12 protein-coding genes are annotated in these 13,361 nt (G+C 68.1%); 7 read left to right on the plus strand and 5 right to left on the minus strand.

Features of this window, described 5'->3' with window-relative positions; genetic code table 11:
* Nucleotides 1-12: 12 nt before the first annotated feature.
* From LC452_RS19680 to LC452_RS19700, 5 genes are all read right to left on the minus strand, one after another.
* A complete protein-coding gene (locus LC452_RS19680) occupies nucleotides 13-780 on the minus strand; it encodes a succinate dehydrogenase iron-sulfur subunit (protein ID WP_223628421.1) in 768 nt (255 codons plus the stop codon).
* A gap of 2 nt (nucleotides 781-782) precedes the next feature.
* Complete coding sequence (gene sdhA / locus LC452_RS19685) at nucleotides 783-2,609, minus strand: succinate dehydrogenase flavoprotein subunit (RefSeq protein ID WP_223628422.1); 1,827 nt, start codon at nucleotides 2,607-2,609, stop codon at nucleotides 783-785.
* A 19-nt stretch (nucleotides 2,610-2,628) separates the two neighbouring features.
* Nucleotides 2,629-3,075: a succinate dehydrogenase hydrophobic membrane anchor subunit gene (locus LC452_RS19690; protein ID WP_223628424.1), complete on the minus strand. Its 447-nt coding sequence runs from the start codon at nucleotides 3,073-3,075 to the stop codon at nucleotides 2,629-2,631.
* On the minus strand, nucleotides 3,075-3,509 hold the full coding sequence (gene sdhC, locus LC452_RS19695) for a succinate dehydrogenase, cytochrome b556 subunit (RefSeq protein WP_116636409.1): 435 nt from the start codon (nucleotides 3,507-3,509) through the stop codon (nucleotides 3,075-3,077). The genes LC452_RS19690 and sdhC overlap by 1 nt, the downstream gene beginning before the upstream one ends.
* A 152-nt stretch (nucleotides 3,510-3,661) precedes the next feature.
* On the minus strand, nucleotides 3,662-4,921 hold the full coding sequence (locus LC452_RS19700) for an FG-GAP-like repeat-containing protein (protein WP_223628426.1): 1,260 nt from the start codon (nucleotides 4,919-4,921) through the stop codon (nucleotides 3,662-3,664).
* Nucleotides 4,922-5,010: 89 nt separating this feature from the next.
* Here LC452_RS19700 and LC452_RS19705 point away from each other — a divergent pair, with 89 nt between their 5' ends.
* The 7 genes from LC452_RS19705 to LC452_RS19735 all read left to right on the plus strand — a co-directional run bounded on the left by LC452_RS19705 (nucleotide 5,011) and on the right by LC452_RS19735 (nucleotide 13,323).
* On the plus strand, nucleotides 5,011-6,126 hold the full coding sequence (locus LC452_RS19705) for a mannose-1-phosphate guanylyltransferase (RefSeq protein ID WP_223628427.1): 1,116 nt from the start codon (nucleotides 5,011-5,013) through the stop codon (nucleotides 6,124-6,126).
* Between the two features lie 148 nt (nucleotides 6,127-6,274).
* Nucleotides 6,275-7,387 carry a BMP family protein gene (locus LC452_RS19710; protein ID WP_223628429.1) on the plus strand — a complete coding sequence of 371 codons (1,113 nt, stop codon included), beginning with the start codon at nucleotides 6,275-6,277 and terminating at the stop codon, nucleotides 7,385-7,387.
* Between the two features lie 108 nt (nucleotides 7,388-7,495).
* Nucleotides 7,496-9,010, plus strand: coding sequence for an ABC transporter ATP-binding protein (locus LC452_RS19715; protein WP_223628430.1), 1,515 nt, complete (start codon nucleotides 7,496-7,498; stop codon nucleotides 9,008-9,010).
* A complete protein-coding gene (locus LC452_RS19720; protein ID WP_223628432.1) occupies nucleotides 9,007-10,326 on the plus strand; it encodes an ABC transporter permease in 1,320 nt (439 codons plus the stop codon). Before LC452_RS19715 ends, LC452_RS19720 begins: the two co-directional genes overlap by 4 nt.
* Nucleotides 10,326-11,609: an ABC transporter permease gene (locus LC452_RS19725; protein WP_374197791.1), complete on the plus strand. Its 1,284-nt coding sequence runs from the start codon at nucleotides 10,326-10,328 to the stop codon at nucleotides 11,607-11,609. The genes LC452_RS19720 and LC452_RS19725 overlap by 1 nt, the downstream gene beginning before the upstream one ends.
* A gap of 2 nt (nucleotides 11,610-11,611) precedes the next feature.
* A complete protein-coding gene (locus LC452_RS19730; protein ID WP_263294355.1) occupies nucleotides 11,612-12,034 on the plus strand; it encodes a cytidine deaminase in 423 nt (140 codons plus the stop codon).
* Nucleotides 12,031-13,323 (plus strand): thymidine phosphorylase, encoded by a 1,293-nt coding sequence (locus LC452_RS19735; protein WP_223628435.1) that lies wholly within the window; start codon nucleotides 12,031-12,033, stop codon nucleotides 13,321-13,323. Before LC452_RS19730 ends, LC452_RS19735 begins: the two co-directional genes overlap by 4 nt.
* Nucleotides 13,324-13,361: the final 38 nt, after the last annotated feature.

The following is a 13,361-nucleotide window of genomic DNA, read 5'->3' on the forward strand; positions in this document are numbered from 1 at the left end:
TCATCCGGTGCGTCAGGGACGGCCGCGCAGGACCGCCTGCTTGACCTCGGCGATGGCCTTGGTGACCTCGATGCCACGGGGGCACGCCTCGGAGCAGTTGAAGGTCGTGCGGCAGCGCCACACGCCTTCCTTGTCGTTGAGGATGTCGAGGCGCACCGCGGCGTTATCGTCGCGCGAGTCGAAGATGAAGCGGTGCGCGTTCACGATCGCCGCCGGGCCGAAGTACTGGCCGTCGGTCCAGAACACGGGGCACGACGAGGTGCACGCGGCGCACAGGATGCACTTGGTGGTGTCGTCGAAGATCTCGCGGTCGGCGATCGTCTGGACGCGCTCCTTGCCCTTCTCCGGCACGGAGCTGGCGACGAGGAACGGCTGCACCTCGCGGTAGGAGGCGAAGAACGGCTCCATGTCGACGACGAGGTCCTTCTCGAGCGGGAGGCCCTTGATGGCCTCGACGTAGATCGGCTTCGAGATGTCGAGGTCCTTGATCAGCGTCTTGCAGGCGAGGCGGTTGCGTCCGTTGATGCGCATCGCGTCGGAACCGCAGATGCCGTGGGCGCACGAGCGGCGGAACGTGAGCGAGCCGTCGACCTCCCACTTGATCTTGTGCAGGGCGTCGAGCACGCGGTCGGTGGAGTACAGCTCCACGTCGTAGTCGACCCAGTGCGGCTCGGCGTCGACCTCGGGGTCGAACCGGCGGATGTTGAAGGTGACGATGAAGGACTGGATGCCGGTCTCTTCGGTCGTGTCGGCAGGCGCTTCTGCGATGGCAGTCGACATGCTCAGTACTTCCTCTCCATCGGCGGGTAGTTGAACTCGCCCTGCTCGTTCTTCGTGAACACGACGGGCTTCCAATCGAGCTTGATGTGATCGCTCGGCGTCGACGAGTGCGGGTCGCCGGTCAGGTACGCCATCGTGTGCTGCATGTACTTCTCGTCGTTGCGCTTCGGGAAGTCGTCGCGCATGTGGCCGCCACGGCTCTCCTCGCGGTTCTGCGCGGCGTAGACGACGACCTCGGCGATGTCGAGGAGGAAGCCCAGCTCGACGGCTTCGAGCAGGTCGGTGTTGAACCGCTTGCCCTTGTCGTCGACGTGCACGTTCTTGTACCGGTCGCGCAGCTCCTTGATGACGCCGAGCACGTGCTCGAGGGACTCGTGCGTGCGGAACACCTGCGCGCCCTTGTCCATCTCGTCCTGCAGCGTCTTGCGGAGCACCGCGATGCGCTCGGTGCCCTGGTTGTTGCGCAGGTCCTCGAGCATGCCGGAGACGAAGTCGGCCGGGTTCTCGGGCAGCGGCACGAACTCCGCCGTCTTCACGTACTCGACCGCCGCGCGTCCGGCGCGCTTGCCGAAGACGTTGATGTCGAGCAGCGAGTTGGTGCCCAGACGGTTGGCGCCGTGCACCGAGACGCAGGCGCATTCGCCGGCGGCGTACAGACCGGGAACGACCGTGTCGTTGTCGGCCAGGACCTCGGCGTCGTTGTTCGTCGGGATGCCGCCCATGGCGTAGTGGGCTGTCGGCATCACGGGCACCGGCTCGACGACCGGGTCGACGCCCAGGTAGGTGCGGGCGAACTCGGTGATGTCGGGGAGCTTGGTCTCGAGCACCTCGGCGCCCAGGTGCGTGCAGTCCAGCAGCACGTAATCCTTGTGGGGCCCGGCGCCGCGGCCGTCGAGGACCTCCTGCACCATGCAGCGGGCGACGATGTCACGCGGAGCGAGGTCCTTGATGGTGGGGGCGTAGCGCTCCATGAAGCGCTCGCCCGAGGCGTTGCGCAGGATCGCGCCCTCACCACGGGCGCCCTCCGTGAGCAGGATGCCGAGACCGGCGAGTCCTGTCGGATGGAACTGGAAGAACTCGAGGTCCTCGAGGGGGAGTCCCTTGCGCCAGACGATACCGACGCCGTCACCGGTCAGGGTGTGCGCGTTCGACGTGGTCTTGAAGATCTTCCCGAAGCCGCCGGTCGCGAAGATCACGGCCTTGGCCTGGAAGACGTGGAGCTCTCCGGTCGCGAGGTCGTAGGCGACGACGCCGGAGACCTGGGTCTTGCCGTCGGCATCCTTCACCGTCAGCAGGTCGAGCACGTAGTACTCGTTGAAGAAGTTGATGCCGAGCTTGACGCAGTTCTGGAACAGCGTCTGCAGGATCATGTGGCCCGTGCGGTCGGCGGCGTAGCAGGCGCGACGCACCGGCGTCTTGCCGTGCTCGGCGGTGTGGCCGCCGAAGCGGCGCTGGTCGATCTTGCCCTCGGGCGTGCGGTTGAACGGCAGACCCATGTTCTCGAGGTCGATGACCGCGTCGATGGCCTCCTTGGCGAGGATCTCCGCCGCGTCCTGGTCGACGAGGTAGTCGCCGCCCTTGACGGTGTCGAAGGTGTGCCACTCCCAGGAGTCCTCCTCGACGTTGGCGAGGGCCGCCGCCATGCCGCCCTGCGCTGCACCGGTGTGCGAGCGGGTCGGGTACAGCTTGGAGATCACGGCCGTCTTGGCGCCGGGTCCGGCCTCGATCGCGGCACGCATTCCGGCGCCGCCGGCGCCCACGATCACGATGTCGAACTGGTGGTAGTGAATGCCGTCGCGCACGACGGAATCCTGGGTCTCGGTAGTCACTTCTTCTTTAGCCTTCTTCTCAGTTCCCGACCAGCGCGGCGCATTCGGTCCAGAGGGTGCTGTCCTCTGTGACGCCCAGGCACGGGTCGAACGTGAACACGACGAGCGTGCCGAGGATGATGAGGAGGCCGGCGGCGAGGCCGATCGCCCAGACGAGCGCCTTGCGCGCCTTCTCGTTGGTCACATAGTCGTTGACGATCGTGCGCATGCCGTTGCCGCCGTGGATCAGTGCGAGCCACAGCATCAGCACGTCCCACCACTGCCAGAACGGCGTGGCGAACTTGCCGGCGATGAAGGCGAAGTCGAGGGCGTGGATGCCCTCGCCGACCATGAGGTTGATGAAGAGGTGGCCGAAGATCAGCACCACGAGCACGACGCCCGAGAGGCGCATGAAGATCCAGGCCCACTTCTCGAGGTTGAATCCGCGCTGACGGCGGGCGGGGGCGACGGCGGTCTGCGTGGCCATCAGTGACCCCCTCCGAATCCGGCGAATGCCAGCATCAGGTGGCGGGGCACGAAGCCGGCCATGATGACGACCCACACCGCGAGCACGCCCCAGAACAGCTGGCGCTGGTACTTGGCGCCCTTCGACCAGAAGTCGACGGCGATGATGCGCAGCCCGTTCATCGCGTGGAACACGATGCCCGCGACCAGCACGACCTCGCCGAGCGCCATGATCGGATTCTTGTACGTGCCGATGACGGCGTTGTACGCCTCCGGCGACACCCTGATGAGCGCCGTGTCGAGCACGTGCACCAACAGGAAGAAGAAGATGGCGACTCCGGTGATGCGATGAAGCACCCACGACCACATGCCTTCGCGACCCCGGTAGAGGGTGCCGCGGGGGGTCTTGGAAGTGGTTTCCGAAATCGACGGTGTCAAGCGAGCGCTTGTGGACACGGTCGTCCTCCCTGGATCGATGTGACTCGGTCGCGTGCTGCGCAAGTGTCAGGCACGCCCGATCGCTGTCCATCCTATTCCCGTCGGAAGCGGGGGAGCGACGAAGGGGAACCTAAGTCATCTCGACGTCGAGAGAGCTGACGGGTTCGCGGTCAGCCGATCTGGCTCATGCCGTTCCACCCGACACCGATCGTCCTGGTCGGGACGAAGCTGCCGCGACCGTTGCCGCCGTAGAGGAGGAGACTGCCCGAGCTCGCGCGGGCGACGATGTCCTGCGTGCCGTTGCCGTCGAAGTCGCCGGCGCCGAAGACCGCGGTGAGGGAGGACCAGCCGATGCCGATCTGTGACGCGGCGCCCCAGGTCCCGCGTCCTGTGGTGGGGTAGATCCAGAGCGTGCCGTCGAGTCTGCGGGCGATGACGTCGCCGCGCGCGTCGCCGTTGAAGTCTCCGGCGTGGAACATCAGGTCCATCGTCTGCCAGCCGTTGCCGATCTTCGTCCCGCCGCCGGGGAGCCATCCGCTGCGGCCGTTGCCCGGGTAGAGGAACAGGTCGCCGCCCGGTGTGCGGCCGATCACGTCGGGCAGGGCGTCGCCGGTGAAGTCGATGCCGCCGATGAGCTGCGAGAACATCGTCCAGCCGTTGCCGATCTGCGTGGGCGGGAGGAAGCCGCCCTTTCCGTTGCCGGCGTGCAGCATGAGCCGACCGTCGGCCTCGGTCCGGGCGATGTCGGGGATGCCGTCACCGGAGAAGTCGCCGAGCGTCGCGAACGGCCGGCTTCCCCAGCCGGGGGCGGCGGCGACGGGGGACTGGAATCCGCCGGCCCCGGTTCCCGGGTAGATGTACAGGTCGCCCGTCGAGGTCAGGGCGAGGATGTCTCCGGCCTTGTCGCCGGTGAGGTCGCCGGCGCCACCCGAGAGCCGCTTGACGGGGGAGCCGATGCCGAAGATCTGCACCCAGTAGGTGCGGTAGCACGTGCCCGTCGCGTAACCGACCCCGAGACCGGTGTACCGCTTGTCGAGGATGTTCGCGCGATGGCCGCTGGAGTTCATCCAGCCGTTCACCACCGAGGCCGCGTCCGGTTGCCCTGCCGCGATGTTCTCACCGGTCGCGACCCAGCCGAACGCGGCGACGCGCGAGCTGCGCCACGCCGACGTGCTGTGCTCGAAAGTGCACGACGACGCCAGCTGCTGCGCCCACTCGGCCGCGGCCGCGTCGAGCGCGGGGTCGGATGCCAGTGCGGGCAGTCCTGCCTGCGTGCGCTGGGCGTTCGTCAGGGTGAACACCTCGCCGGCCGGGCCACCGGCGGCGGACGCGGCGGACGGGGCGAGGACCGCGGCCCCGAGCGTCACCGCGAGCGCCGCGGCGATCGCGCGGATGGTGCGGACGAGCAGGCTTCTGGGGGACCGGCGCATGGCGTCGACCATAGCGGCTGCACAGGGCGCGCCGCAGCATATTGCGAGGTCTCGGAGGCCGCGGAAGGACGCCCCGATACGCTGGCACGATGACCTCGCCCATCAAGGACTTCTACGCGGTGATCCCCGCCGGCGGCATCGGCAGTCGGCTGTGGCCGCTCTCACGTGCGGATGCACCCAAGTTCCTGCACGACCTCACCGGCTCGGGCCACTCGCTGCTGCGCGACACCTGGGACCGGCTGGAGCCTCTCACCGGCCCCGACCGGATCGCCGTCGTCACCGGCCGTGCCCACCGTGCCGCCGTCGAGGCGGAGCTTCCGGGCATCCACGATCTCAACGTCTTCCTCGAGTCGGAGCCCCGGGAGTCCGCCGCCGCCATCGGGCTCGCCGCCGCGATCCTGCACCGCCGCGAACCCGATGTGATCATCGGGTCGTTCAGCGCGGATCATGTGATCCGCGGCACCCGCGTGTTCGAGTTCGCGGTCCGCGACGCCGTGGAGGTGGCACGCGAGGGCTACATCTGCACGATCGGCATCGCCCCCACCGAACCTGCGATCGGCTTCGGCTACATCAAGAAGGGCCCGGAGCTGGTCGTCGAGCGGGCCCGCGAAGCCGCTCTCGTCGAGAGCTTCGTCGAGAAGCCCGACCTCGAGACCGCGCAGGCGTACCTCACCGATCGCGGTTACCTCTGGAATGCGGGCATGTTCATCGCGAAGGCGAGCGTGCTGCTGGAGGAACTCGCCGCGAACGAGCCCGAGCTCCACGCGGGGCTCCTCGAACTCGCCGAGGCCTGGGACGACCGCGAGCTCCGCGGCCCGGCCGTCGACCGGATCTGGCCGCGTCTGAAGAAGATCGCCATCGACTACGCGGTCGCGGAGCCCGCCGCCCGCCGCGGCCGGCTCGCCGTCGTGCCGGGTCACTTCGACTGGGATGACGTCGGCGACTTCGCCTCGCTGACGAAGCTCATCCTGAACGGGCGCAAGAACGACCTCGCCGTCCTCGGCCCGAACGCCCGCGTGCTGTCGGATGCGGCCAGCGGCATCCTGGTCAGTCAGACCTCCCGCGTGATCAGCCTCGTGGGCGTGCAGGACATCGTCGTCGTCGACACCCCCGACGCGCTGCTGGTCACCACGGTGCAGCACGCGCAGCGCGTGAAGGGCGTCGTGGAGTCGCTCAAGCTCAACGGGCAGGGCGACGTGCTCTGATGAGCACGGGCCGATGCTCATCGGCTGTGTTGATTTCAGCTTTGTAACCATTCGCCAGCACGTGCGGCGCGAGTATGCACAAAAGCTGAAACAGTAGGTAACTTTGAGCGATCCGCGAGGGACGCGGTTTCGCTATGGGAGGCATCAGTTGACCATCTCCACCACCAAGAAGCTGCTGGGCGCGACCATCGCTGCTGGCGTCGTCTTCGCACTCGCCGGCTGCGGCCAGGCACCGGCCGCCGAGCCCGAGGGCTCCGGGGCGCCTGCTGACTCCGACTTCCTCCCCTGCCTCGTCTCCGACGCGGGCGGCTGGAACGACAAGTCGTTCAACCAGTCCGCCAAGGAGGGCATGGACAGCGCCGCTGAAGAGCTCGACGTCAAGCCGCTCGAGTTCGAGTCGGCGAACGACAACGATTACGCGCCGAACCTCGAGACCGCGGTCTCCGAAGGCTGCTCGCTCATCGTCGCCGTCGGCTTCAAGCTGGCCGCCGCGACGGTCGAGTCGGCAACCGCGAACCCCGAGATCGACTACGCGATCATCGACGACTACGCCGACACCGACTTCGACGGCACCACCGATGCTCCGAACATCAAGCCGCTCGTGTTCGACACGGCTCAGGCCGCCTACCTCGGCGGATACGCCGCGGCCGGCTGGTCCGCGCAGAGCGGTGTGAACAAGGTCGGCACCTTCGGCGGAATGCAGATCCCGTCCGTCGCCGTGTTCATGGACGGCTTCGCGCTCGGCGTCGACAAGTACAACGAGGACAAGTCGGCCGCGGTCGAGGTCTTCGGCTGGGACGTCGCCACGCAGGAGGGCTCCTTCACGGGCGGCTTCGACGCGAACGACACCGCCAAGCAGACGGCTCAGGGCGTGCTCGACCAGGGCGTCGACGTGCTCCTGCCCGTCGGTGGCCCGGTGTACCAGAGCGCTGCCGCGGCGATCGCCGACAGCGGCAAGGACACGCTCATGATCGGTGTCGACAGCGACCTCGCCGTCGCCGACCCGAGCGTCGCGGGCGTCACGATGTTCTCGATCATGAAGGCGATCAACGTCGCCGTTCACGACGCGACCACCGCCGCCGCCGCGGGCGAGTTCGACCCGGCTCCGTACGTCGGAACGCTCGAGAACGAGGGCGTCAAGCTCTCCGGATTCGGCGACTTCGAGAGCAAGCTCCCGGATGGTCTCCTCGACGAGATCGCTGCACTCCAGGAGCAGATCATCTCCGGTGACATCACGGTGGAGTCGAAGAACTCCCCGTAAGTCGCAGCCGGTCCAAGTGCGGGGCGAGTGGTGAGCAGGATGCCACTCGCCCCGAACTGTGATCGGACGAAGATCCTTCTCGACGACTCTTCTGGATAAGGTGCAGATATGAAGCTCGAACTTCGCGGCATCACCAAGCGATTCGGTACTCTCGTCGCCAACGACCACATCGATCTGGTGGTCGAACCGGGGCAGATCCACGCGCTGCTCGGTGAGAATGGCGCAGGGAAGTCCACCCTGATGAACGTCCTCTACGGCCTGTATCAGGCCGACGAGGGCGAGATCCTCCTCGACGACGTGGTGCAGCGCTTCCGCGGCCCCGGTGACGCGATGGCGGCCGGCATCGGCATGGTGCACCAGCACTTCATGCTCGTCCCCGTCTTCACGGTGGCCGAGAACGTGATGCTCGGCCACGAACAGACCAAGGCCCTCGGCACGCTCGACATCGCGAAGGCGCGAGAGCACGTGCGATCGGTCGCTGCGCGGTTCGGGTTCGACATCGACCCCGACGCGCTCGTCGGCGACCTGCCGGTCGGCGTGCAGCAGCGCGTCGAGATCATCAAGGCCCTCTCCCGCGACGCCAAGGTGCTGGTCTTCGACGAGCCGACGGCGGTGCTCACCCCGCAGGAGACCGACGAGCTGATGGGCATCATGCGCCAGCTCCGCGACGAGGGCACCGCGATCGTCTTCATCACCCACAAGCTGCGCGAGGTGCGCGAGGTCGCCGACAAGATCACGATCGTCCGTCTCGGACGCGTCGTCGGCGAGGCATCGCCCTCGGCGACGAACGCCGAGCTGGCTTCGCTCATGGTCGGACGCGCTGTCGAGCTCACGGTGCACAAGGACGCGCCCCGTCTCGGCGACGGCGGACTCGAGGTCTCGGGCCTGCGCGTGCTCACCCCCGCCGGCGCGATCGTCGTCGACGGCATCGACTTCGTCGTGCGCCCCGGCGAGGTTCTCGCCATCGCCGGGGTGCAGGGCAACGGCCAGACGGAGCTCGTGGAGGCCATCGTCGGCCTCGCCGCCCGCGTGGAGGGGAGCATCACGCTCGACGGGACCGAACTCGTCGGCAAGAGCGTGCGGGCGATTCTCGACGCCGGTGTCGGGTTCGTTCCCGAGGACCGTACCGAGGACGGACTGGTCGCCGGTTTCTCCGTCGCGGAGAACCTGATCCTCGACCGGACGGACGACCGGACCTTCAGCCGCGGCGGAACGATCCTGCGCGCTGTGCTCGACACCTTCGCGAGGGAGCGCATCCGCGAGTACGACATCCGCACCCAGGGTCCGGACACGCCGGCGGGCACGCTGTCCGGCGGTAACCAGCAGAAGGTCGTCATCGCGCGTGAGATGAGCCGCGAGCTGCGCCTGCTGGTCGCCGCGCAGCCGACCCGCGGCGTCGACGTCGGCTCGATCGAATTCATCCACAAGAGGATCATCGAGACCCGGGACTCCGGCGTCCCCGTGATCGTCGTCTCCACCGAGCTCGACGAGGTCGCGGCCCTCGCCGACCGGATCGCGGTCATGTACCGCGGAGCGATCGTCGGCATCGTGCCCGGCGACACGCCCAGGGAGACACTCGGACTCATGATGGCCGGAGCGGCCGAAGGAGAGGTGGCGGCGTGAGCGGATCGACGCCCGGCGCGGGAGACGTGACCAAGGGCATCCCCCCGGAGCAGCTCGGCACGCCGACCGGCACGGTTCCCCGCGACTCGGCCGACGTGCCCCCGCCGCCGCGCGGCAACGTCATCCTCAAGGAGATGCTGCGCGGGAGCGCGGTCACGACGATCCTCGCGATCGTCCTGGCGCTGATCGTCGGCGGCATCCTCATCGCCTTCACCAACACCGACGTGCAGGAGGCCTCCGGGTACTTCTTCTCGCGACCGGGTGACACGATCGCGGCAGCGTGGAACGCGGTCTACAACGGGTACGAGGCACTGTTCCGCGGTGCGATCTTCAACCCGCGCGGGGCCGACTTCGCGGCGCAGATCCGTCCGCTCACCAACACCCTCGGATTCGCCGCTCCGTTGATCGCCGCCGGTCTCGGCGTCGCGCTCGCGTTCCGCGTCGGCCTGTTCAACATCGGCGCCCGTGGACAGATGCTCATCGGTGTCGCGGTCGCGGCGCTGCTGACCTTCTCGCTCGACCTGCCGATCTGGCTGCACATCCCCGTGACCCTGATCGCCGGCATCGCCGGCGGTGCTCTCTGGGGCGCGATCGCCGGTCTCATCAAGGCCCGTACCGGTGCGCACGAGGTGATCCTCACGATCATGCTCAACTACATCGCGTACTACCTGCTGCTGTGGATGATCCGCACGCCGGGACTGCTGCAGAAGCCGGGGACGAACCAGGCGCTCGGGTCGGCGACGCCGGAGAGCGCGCAGTTCCCGACGCTGCTCGGACCGCAGTTCCCCCTGCTCGACCTCGGATTCGTGATCGTGATCGTGGCGACGCTGTTCGTCTGGTGGCTCATCGAGCGATCCTCGCTCGGAATGCGGATGCGGGCGGTCGGCGAGAATCCGCATGCCGCACGTGCCGCGGGCATCAGTGTGCAGCGGATCTACGTCTACGCGATGCTGTTCGCCGGTGGTCTCGCGGGCCTCGCGGGCATGAACCAGATCCAGGGCGCCGTCACCACCGGCGTCACCGAGACCATCGACGCGGGCATCGGCTTCGATGCGATCACCGTCGCCCTCCTTGGGCGCAGCCGCGCCTGGGGCACGTTCGCCGCCGGCATCCTGTTCGGCGCTCTCAAGGCGGGGTCGTTCTCGATGCAGGCGCAGGACATCCCGGTCGACATCGTCCTTGTCGTGCAGTCCCTGGTCGTGCTGTTCATCGCGGCACCGCCGCTGCTGCGTGCGGTGTTCTTCCTGCCGAAGACCGACATCGAGAAGGCGGCCAGGCTCCGAGCCAAGGCCGCGAAGAAGGCGGTGACGGCATGATGTCTCTCGTGCAGACCCAGGCCGCTGACGGCACGGTGCAGCTCGCGACCGTGAAGGAGCGCCACCTCAAGGCTCCGATCGTGCTCGCCGCGGCGACCGCGCTCCTCGCGCTCCTCTTCGTGTTCGTGCCGCGCGACGGCACCAGCACCTTCCGGCTCTCGGATCAGTCCTCGGCGCTCGCGCTGCCCGACGTCGCGCTGCCGACGGCGAGCACGTTCTGGGTCGTCTTCGGCATCCTCGTGGTGCTGACGGTCGGAGCGTTCCTTCTGGCCTGGACCTACCGCAAGCCCTCCCTCTGGCTGGTCGTGGCGTACAGTGTGCTCGCCGTGTTCGGCTTCCTCGTCTGGGCGTCGGCCGGCGGCCTCGTCCCGGTCACCAGCCTGCTCTTCGGCGCGGTTTCGCTGTCTGTGCCTCTCGTGTTCGGCGCCCTGGGCGGCGTCATCGGCGAGCGTGCCGGTGTCGTGAACGTCGCCATCGAAGGACAGCTGCTGCTCGGAGCCTTCTCGGCCGCGCTGCTGTCGAGCATCACGGGCAACCCGTTCGTCGGCCTCCTCGGTGCGATGATCGGCGGCGTCCTGGTCGCCAGCGTGCTCGCCGCGTTCGCGATCAAGTACCTCGTCGAGCAGGTCATCGTCGGTGTCGTGCTCAACGTGCTCGTCACCGGTCTCACCGGCTTCCTCTACGGGGCGCTGCTCGCGCCCAACGAGGCGACGCTGAACACACCGGAGCGGTTCCCGCGCGTCGAGATCCCGCTGCTGAGCGACATCCCGATCATCGGACCGGTGCTCTTCAACCAGACGTTCATCGGGTACCTGATGTTCATCACGGTCGCCGTCGTGGCCTGGGGGCTGTACCGCACCCGCTGGGGTCTGCGTCTGCGCGCCGTGGGCGAGCACCCGCAGGCCGCCGACACCGTCGGCATCAAGGTGAACCCGACCCGGTTCTGGAACGTGCTGCTGGCCGGCGCGATCGCCGGTATGGGCGGCGCGTACTTCACGCTCGTGTCGGTTCCCCAGTTCGGGAAGGACATGACGGCCGGCCTCGGATTCATTGCTCTCGCCGCTGTGATCTTCGGCCGCTGGGATCCGATCCGGGCGACGCTGGCCGCGCTCCTGTTCGGCTTCGCGACGAACCTGCAGAACCTCTTGTCGATCCTGAAGACGCCCATCCCGGGCGAGTTCATGCTGATGCTGCCCTACGTCGTGACTCTGCTCGCGGTCGCCGGGTTCGCCGGACAGATCAAGGCGCCTGCCGCCGACGGCAAGCCGTACATCAAGTCATAGTCCTGCCGAAAGAGGAAAGAACCGCAATGACGGACATCGACTGGGACGAGCTGCGCCAGGTGGCGACGGATGCCATGACCAAGGCGTACGCGCCGTATTCGCGGTACCGCGTGGGAGCGGCGGCGCTCGTCGGAGACGGCCGCATCGTCGCCGGCTGCAACGTGGAGAACGCCTCCTACGGCGTGACGCTGTGCGCGGAGTGCGCTCTCGTCGGCGATCTGCACATGTCGGGCGGCGGCCAGCTCGTCGCCTTCGTGTGCGTGAACAACGACGGACAGACCATCATGCCGTGCGGCCGCTGCCGTCAGCTGCTCTTCGAGCACGCGATGCCCGGCATGCTGCTGGAGACCGTCTCCGGCATCCGCACGATCGACGAGGTGCTGCCGGATGCGTTCGGCCCCCGAGACCTGGAGGACGCACGATGACCGTCGAGCCCTACGATGCGGTGGATGTCATCCGCGCCAAGCGTGACGGCGGCGCCGTCCCCGAGAAGGCGCTGCGGTGGATGGTCGACGCCTACACCCGCGGCTACGTCTCCGACGCGCAGATGGCGTCGTTCGCGATGGCGATCTTCCAGCGCGGCATGGAGCGCGACGAGATCCGCGTCCTCACCGATGCGATGATCGCGTCGGGCGAGCGGATGAGCTTCGCCGCCCTCGGCAAGAAGACCGTCGACAAGCACTCCACGGGCGGCGTCGGCGACAAGATCACCCTCCCGCTCGCTCCGCTCGTCGCGTCGTTCGGCGTCGCGGTCCCGCAGCTCAGCGGTCGGGGGCTCGGCCACACCGGCGGCACGCTCGACAAGCTCGAGGCGATCCCCGGCTGGCGTGCGGCGCTCAGCAACGAGGAGATCTTCGCGCAGATGCAGGGAGACGTCGGCGCGGTCATCTGCGCCGCAGGCTCCGGGCTCGCCCCCGCAGACAAGAAGCTCTACGCACTCCGCGACGTGACGGGTACGGTCGAGGCGATCCCGCTGATCGCGTCGAGCATCATGTCGAAGAAGATCGCCGAGGGCACGGACGCTCTCGTGCTGGACGTGAAGTTCGGCTCTGGCGCCTTCATGCAGGACATCGACCGTGCGCGTGAGCTCGCCCGCACCATGGTCGCGCTGGGCACGGACTCGGGCGTGGCCACGACGGCGCTGCTCACGGATATGAACGTGCCTCTCGGCTTCGCGATCGGCAACGCCAACGAGGTCCGCGAATCCGTGGAGGTCCTCGCCGGGGGCGGACCCGCCGACGTGCGGGCGCTGACCATCGCGCTCGCCCAGGAGATGCTCGCCCTCGCGGGGAAGCCGGATGCCGACGTGGAGGCCGCCCTCGACGACGGCCGTGCGATGGACAGCTGGAAGGCCATGATCCGAGCCCAGGACGGCGACCCGGACGCTCCGCTGCCGACCGCCCGCGAGACGCACGTCGTCACCGCGCCGACCGACGGCGTCGTCACCCGCATGGACGCCCTGCCGTTCGGCATCGCCGCCTGGCGGCTCGGAGCAGGTCGCGCCAGGGCCGAGGATCCGGTGATCTTCGAGGCCGGCATCGACCTGCACGCCAAGCCCGGCGATCGCGTGGATGCCGGACAGCCGCTGTTCACGCTGTCCGCCGCCGACGAGGCCCGGTTCCCGCGTGCGCTCGAGGCGCTCGAGGGTTCGTGGGCGATCGGAGATCACGCTCCGGAAGCGGGACCCATCGTGCGCGAGCGCATCACGGCCTGACGCGCGACCGCTAGCCTGAACTGAGCACTTCCGCGACC

The sequence above is a fragment of the Microbacterium sp. EST19A genome (assembly GCF_019969685.1).
Classification (GTDB): domain Bacteria; phylum Actinomycetota; class Actinomycetes; order Actinomycetales; family Microbacteriaceae; genus Microbacterium.

Bases quoted from the DNA above. Each gene is read 5' to 3' on its own strand.
- LC452_RS19725 (WP_374197791.1), top strand. From the start codon at position 10,326: ATGTCTCTCGTGCAGACCCAGGCCGCTGACGGCACGGTGCAGCTCGCG.
- LC452_RS19735 (WP_223628435.1), top strand. From the start codon at position 12,031: ATGACCGTCGAGCCCTACGATGCGGTGGATGTCATCCGCGCCAAGCGT.
- LC452_RS19705 (WP_223628427.1), top strand. From the start codon at position 5,011: ATGACCTCGCCCATCAAGGACTTCTACGCGGTGATCCCCGCCGGCGGC.
- LC452_RS19715 (WP_223628430.1), top strand. From the start codon at position 7,496: ATGAAGCTCGAACTTCGCGGCATCACCAAGCGATTCGGTACTCTCGTC.
- LC452_RS19680 (WP_223628421.1), bottom strand. From the start codon at position 780: ATGTCGACTGCCATCGCAGAAGCGCCTGCCGACACGACCGAAGAGACC.
- LC452_RS19700 (WP_223628426.1), bottom strand. From the start codon at position 4,921: ATGCGCCGGTCCCCCAGAAGCCTGCTCGTCCGCACCATCCGCGCGATC.
- LC452_RS19690 (WP_223628424.1), bottom strand. From the start codon at position 3,075: ATGGCCACGCAGACCGCCGTCGCCCCCGCCCGCCGTCAGCGCGGATTC.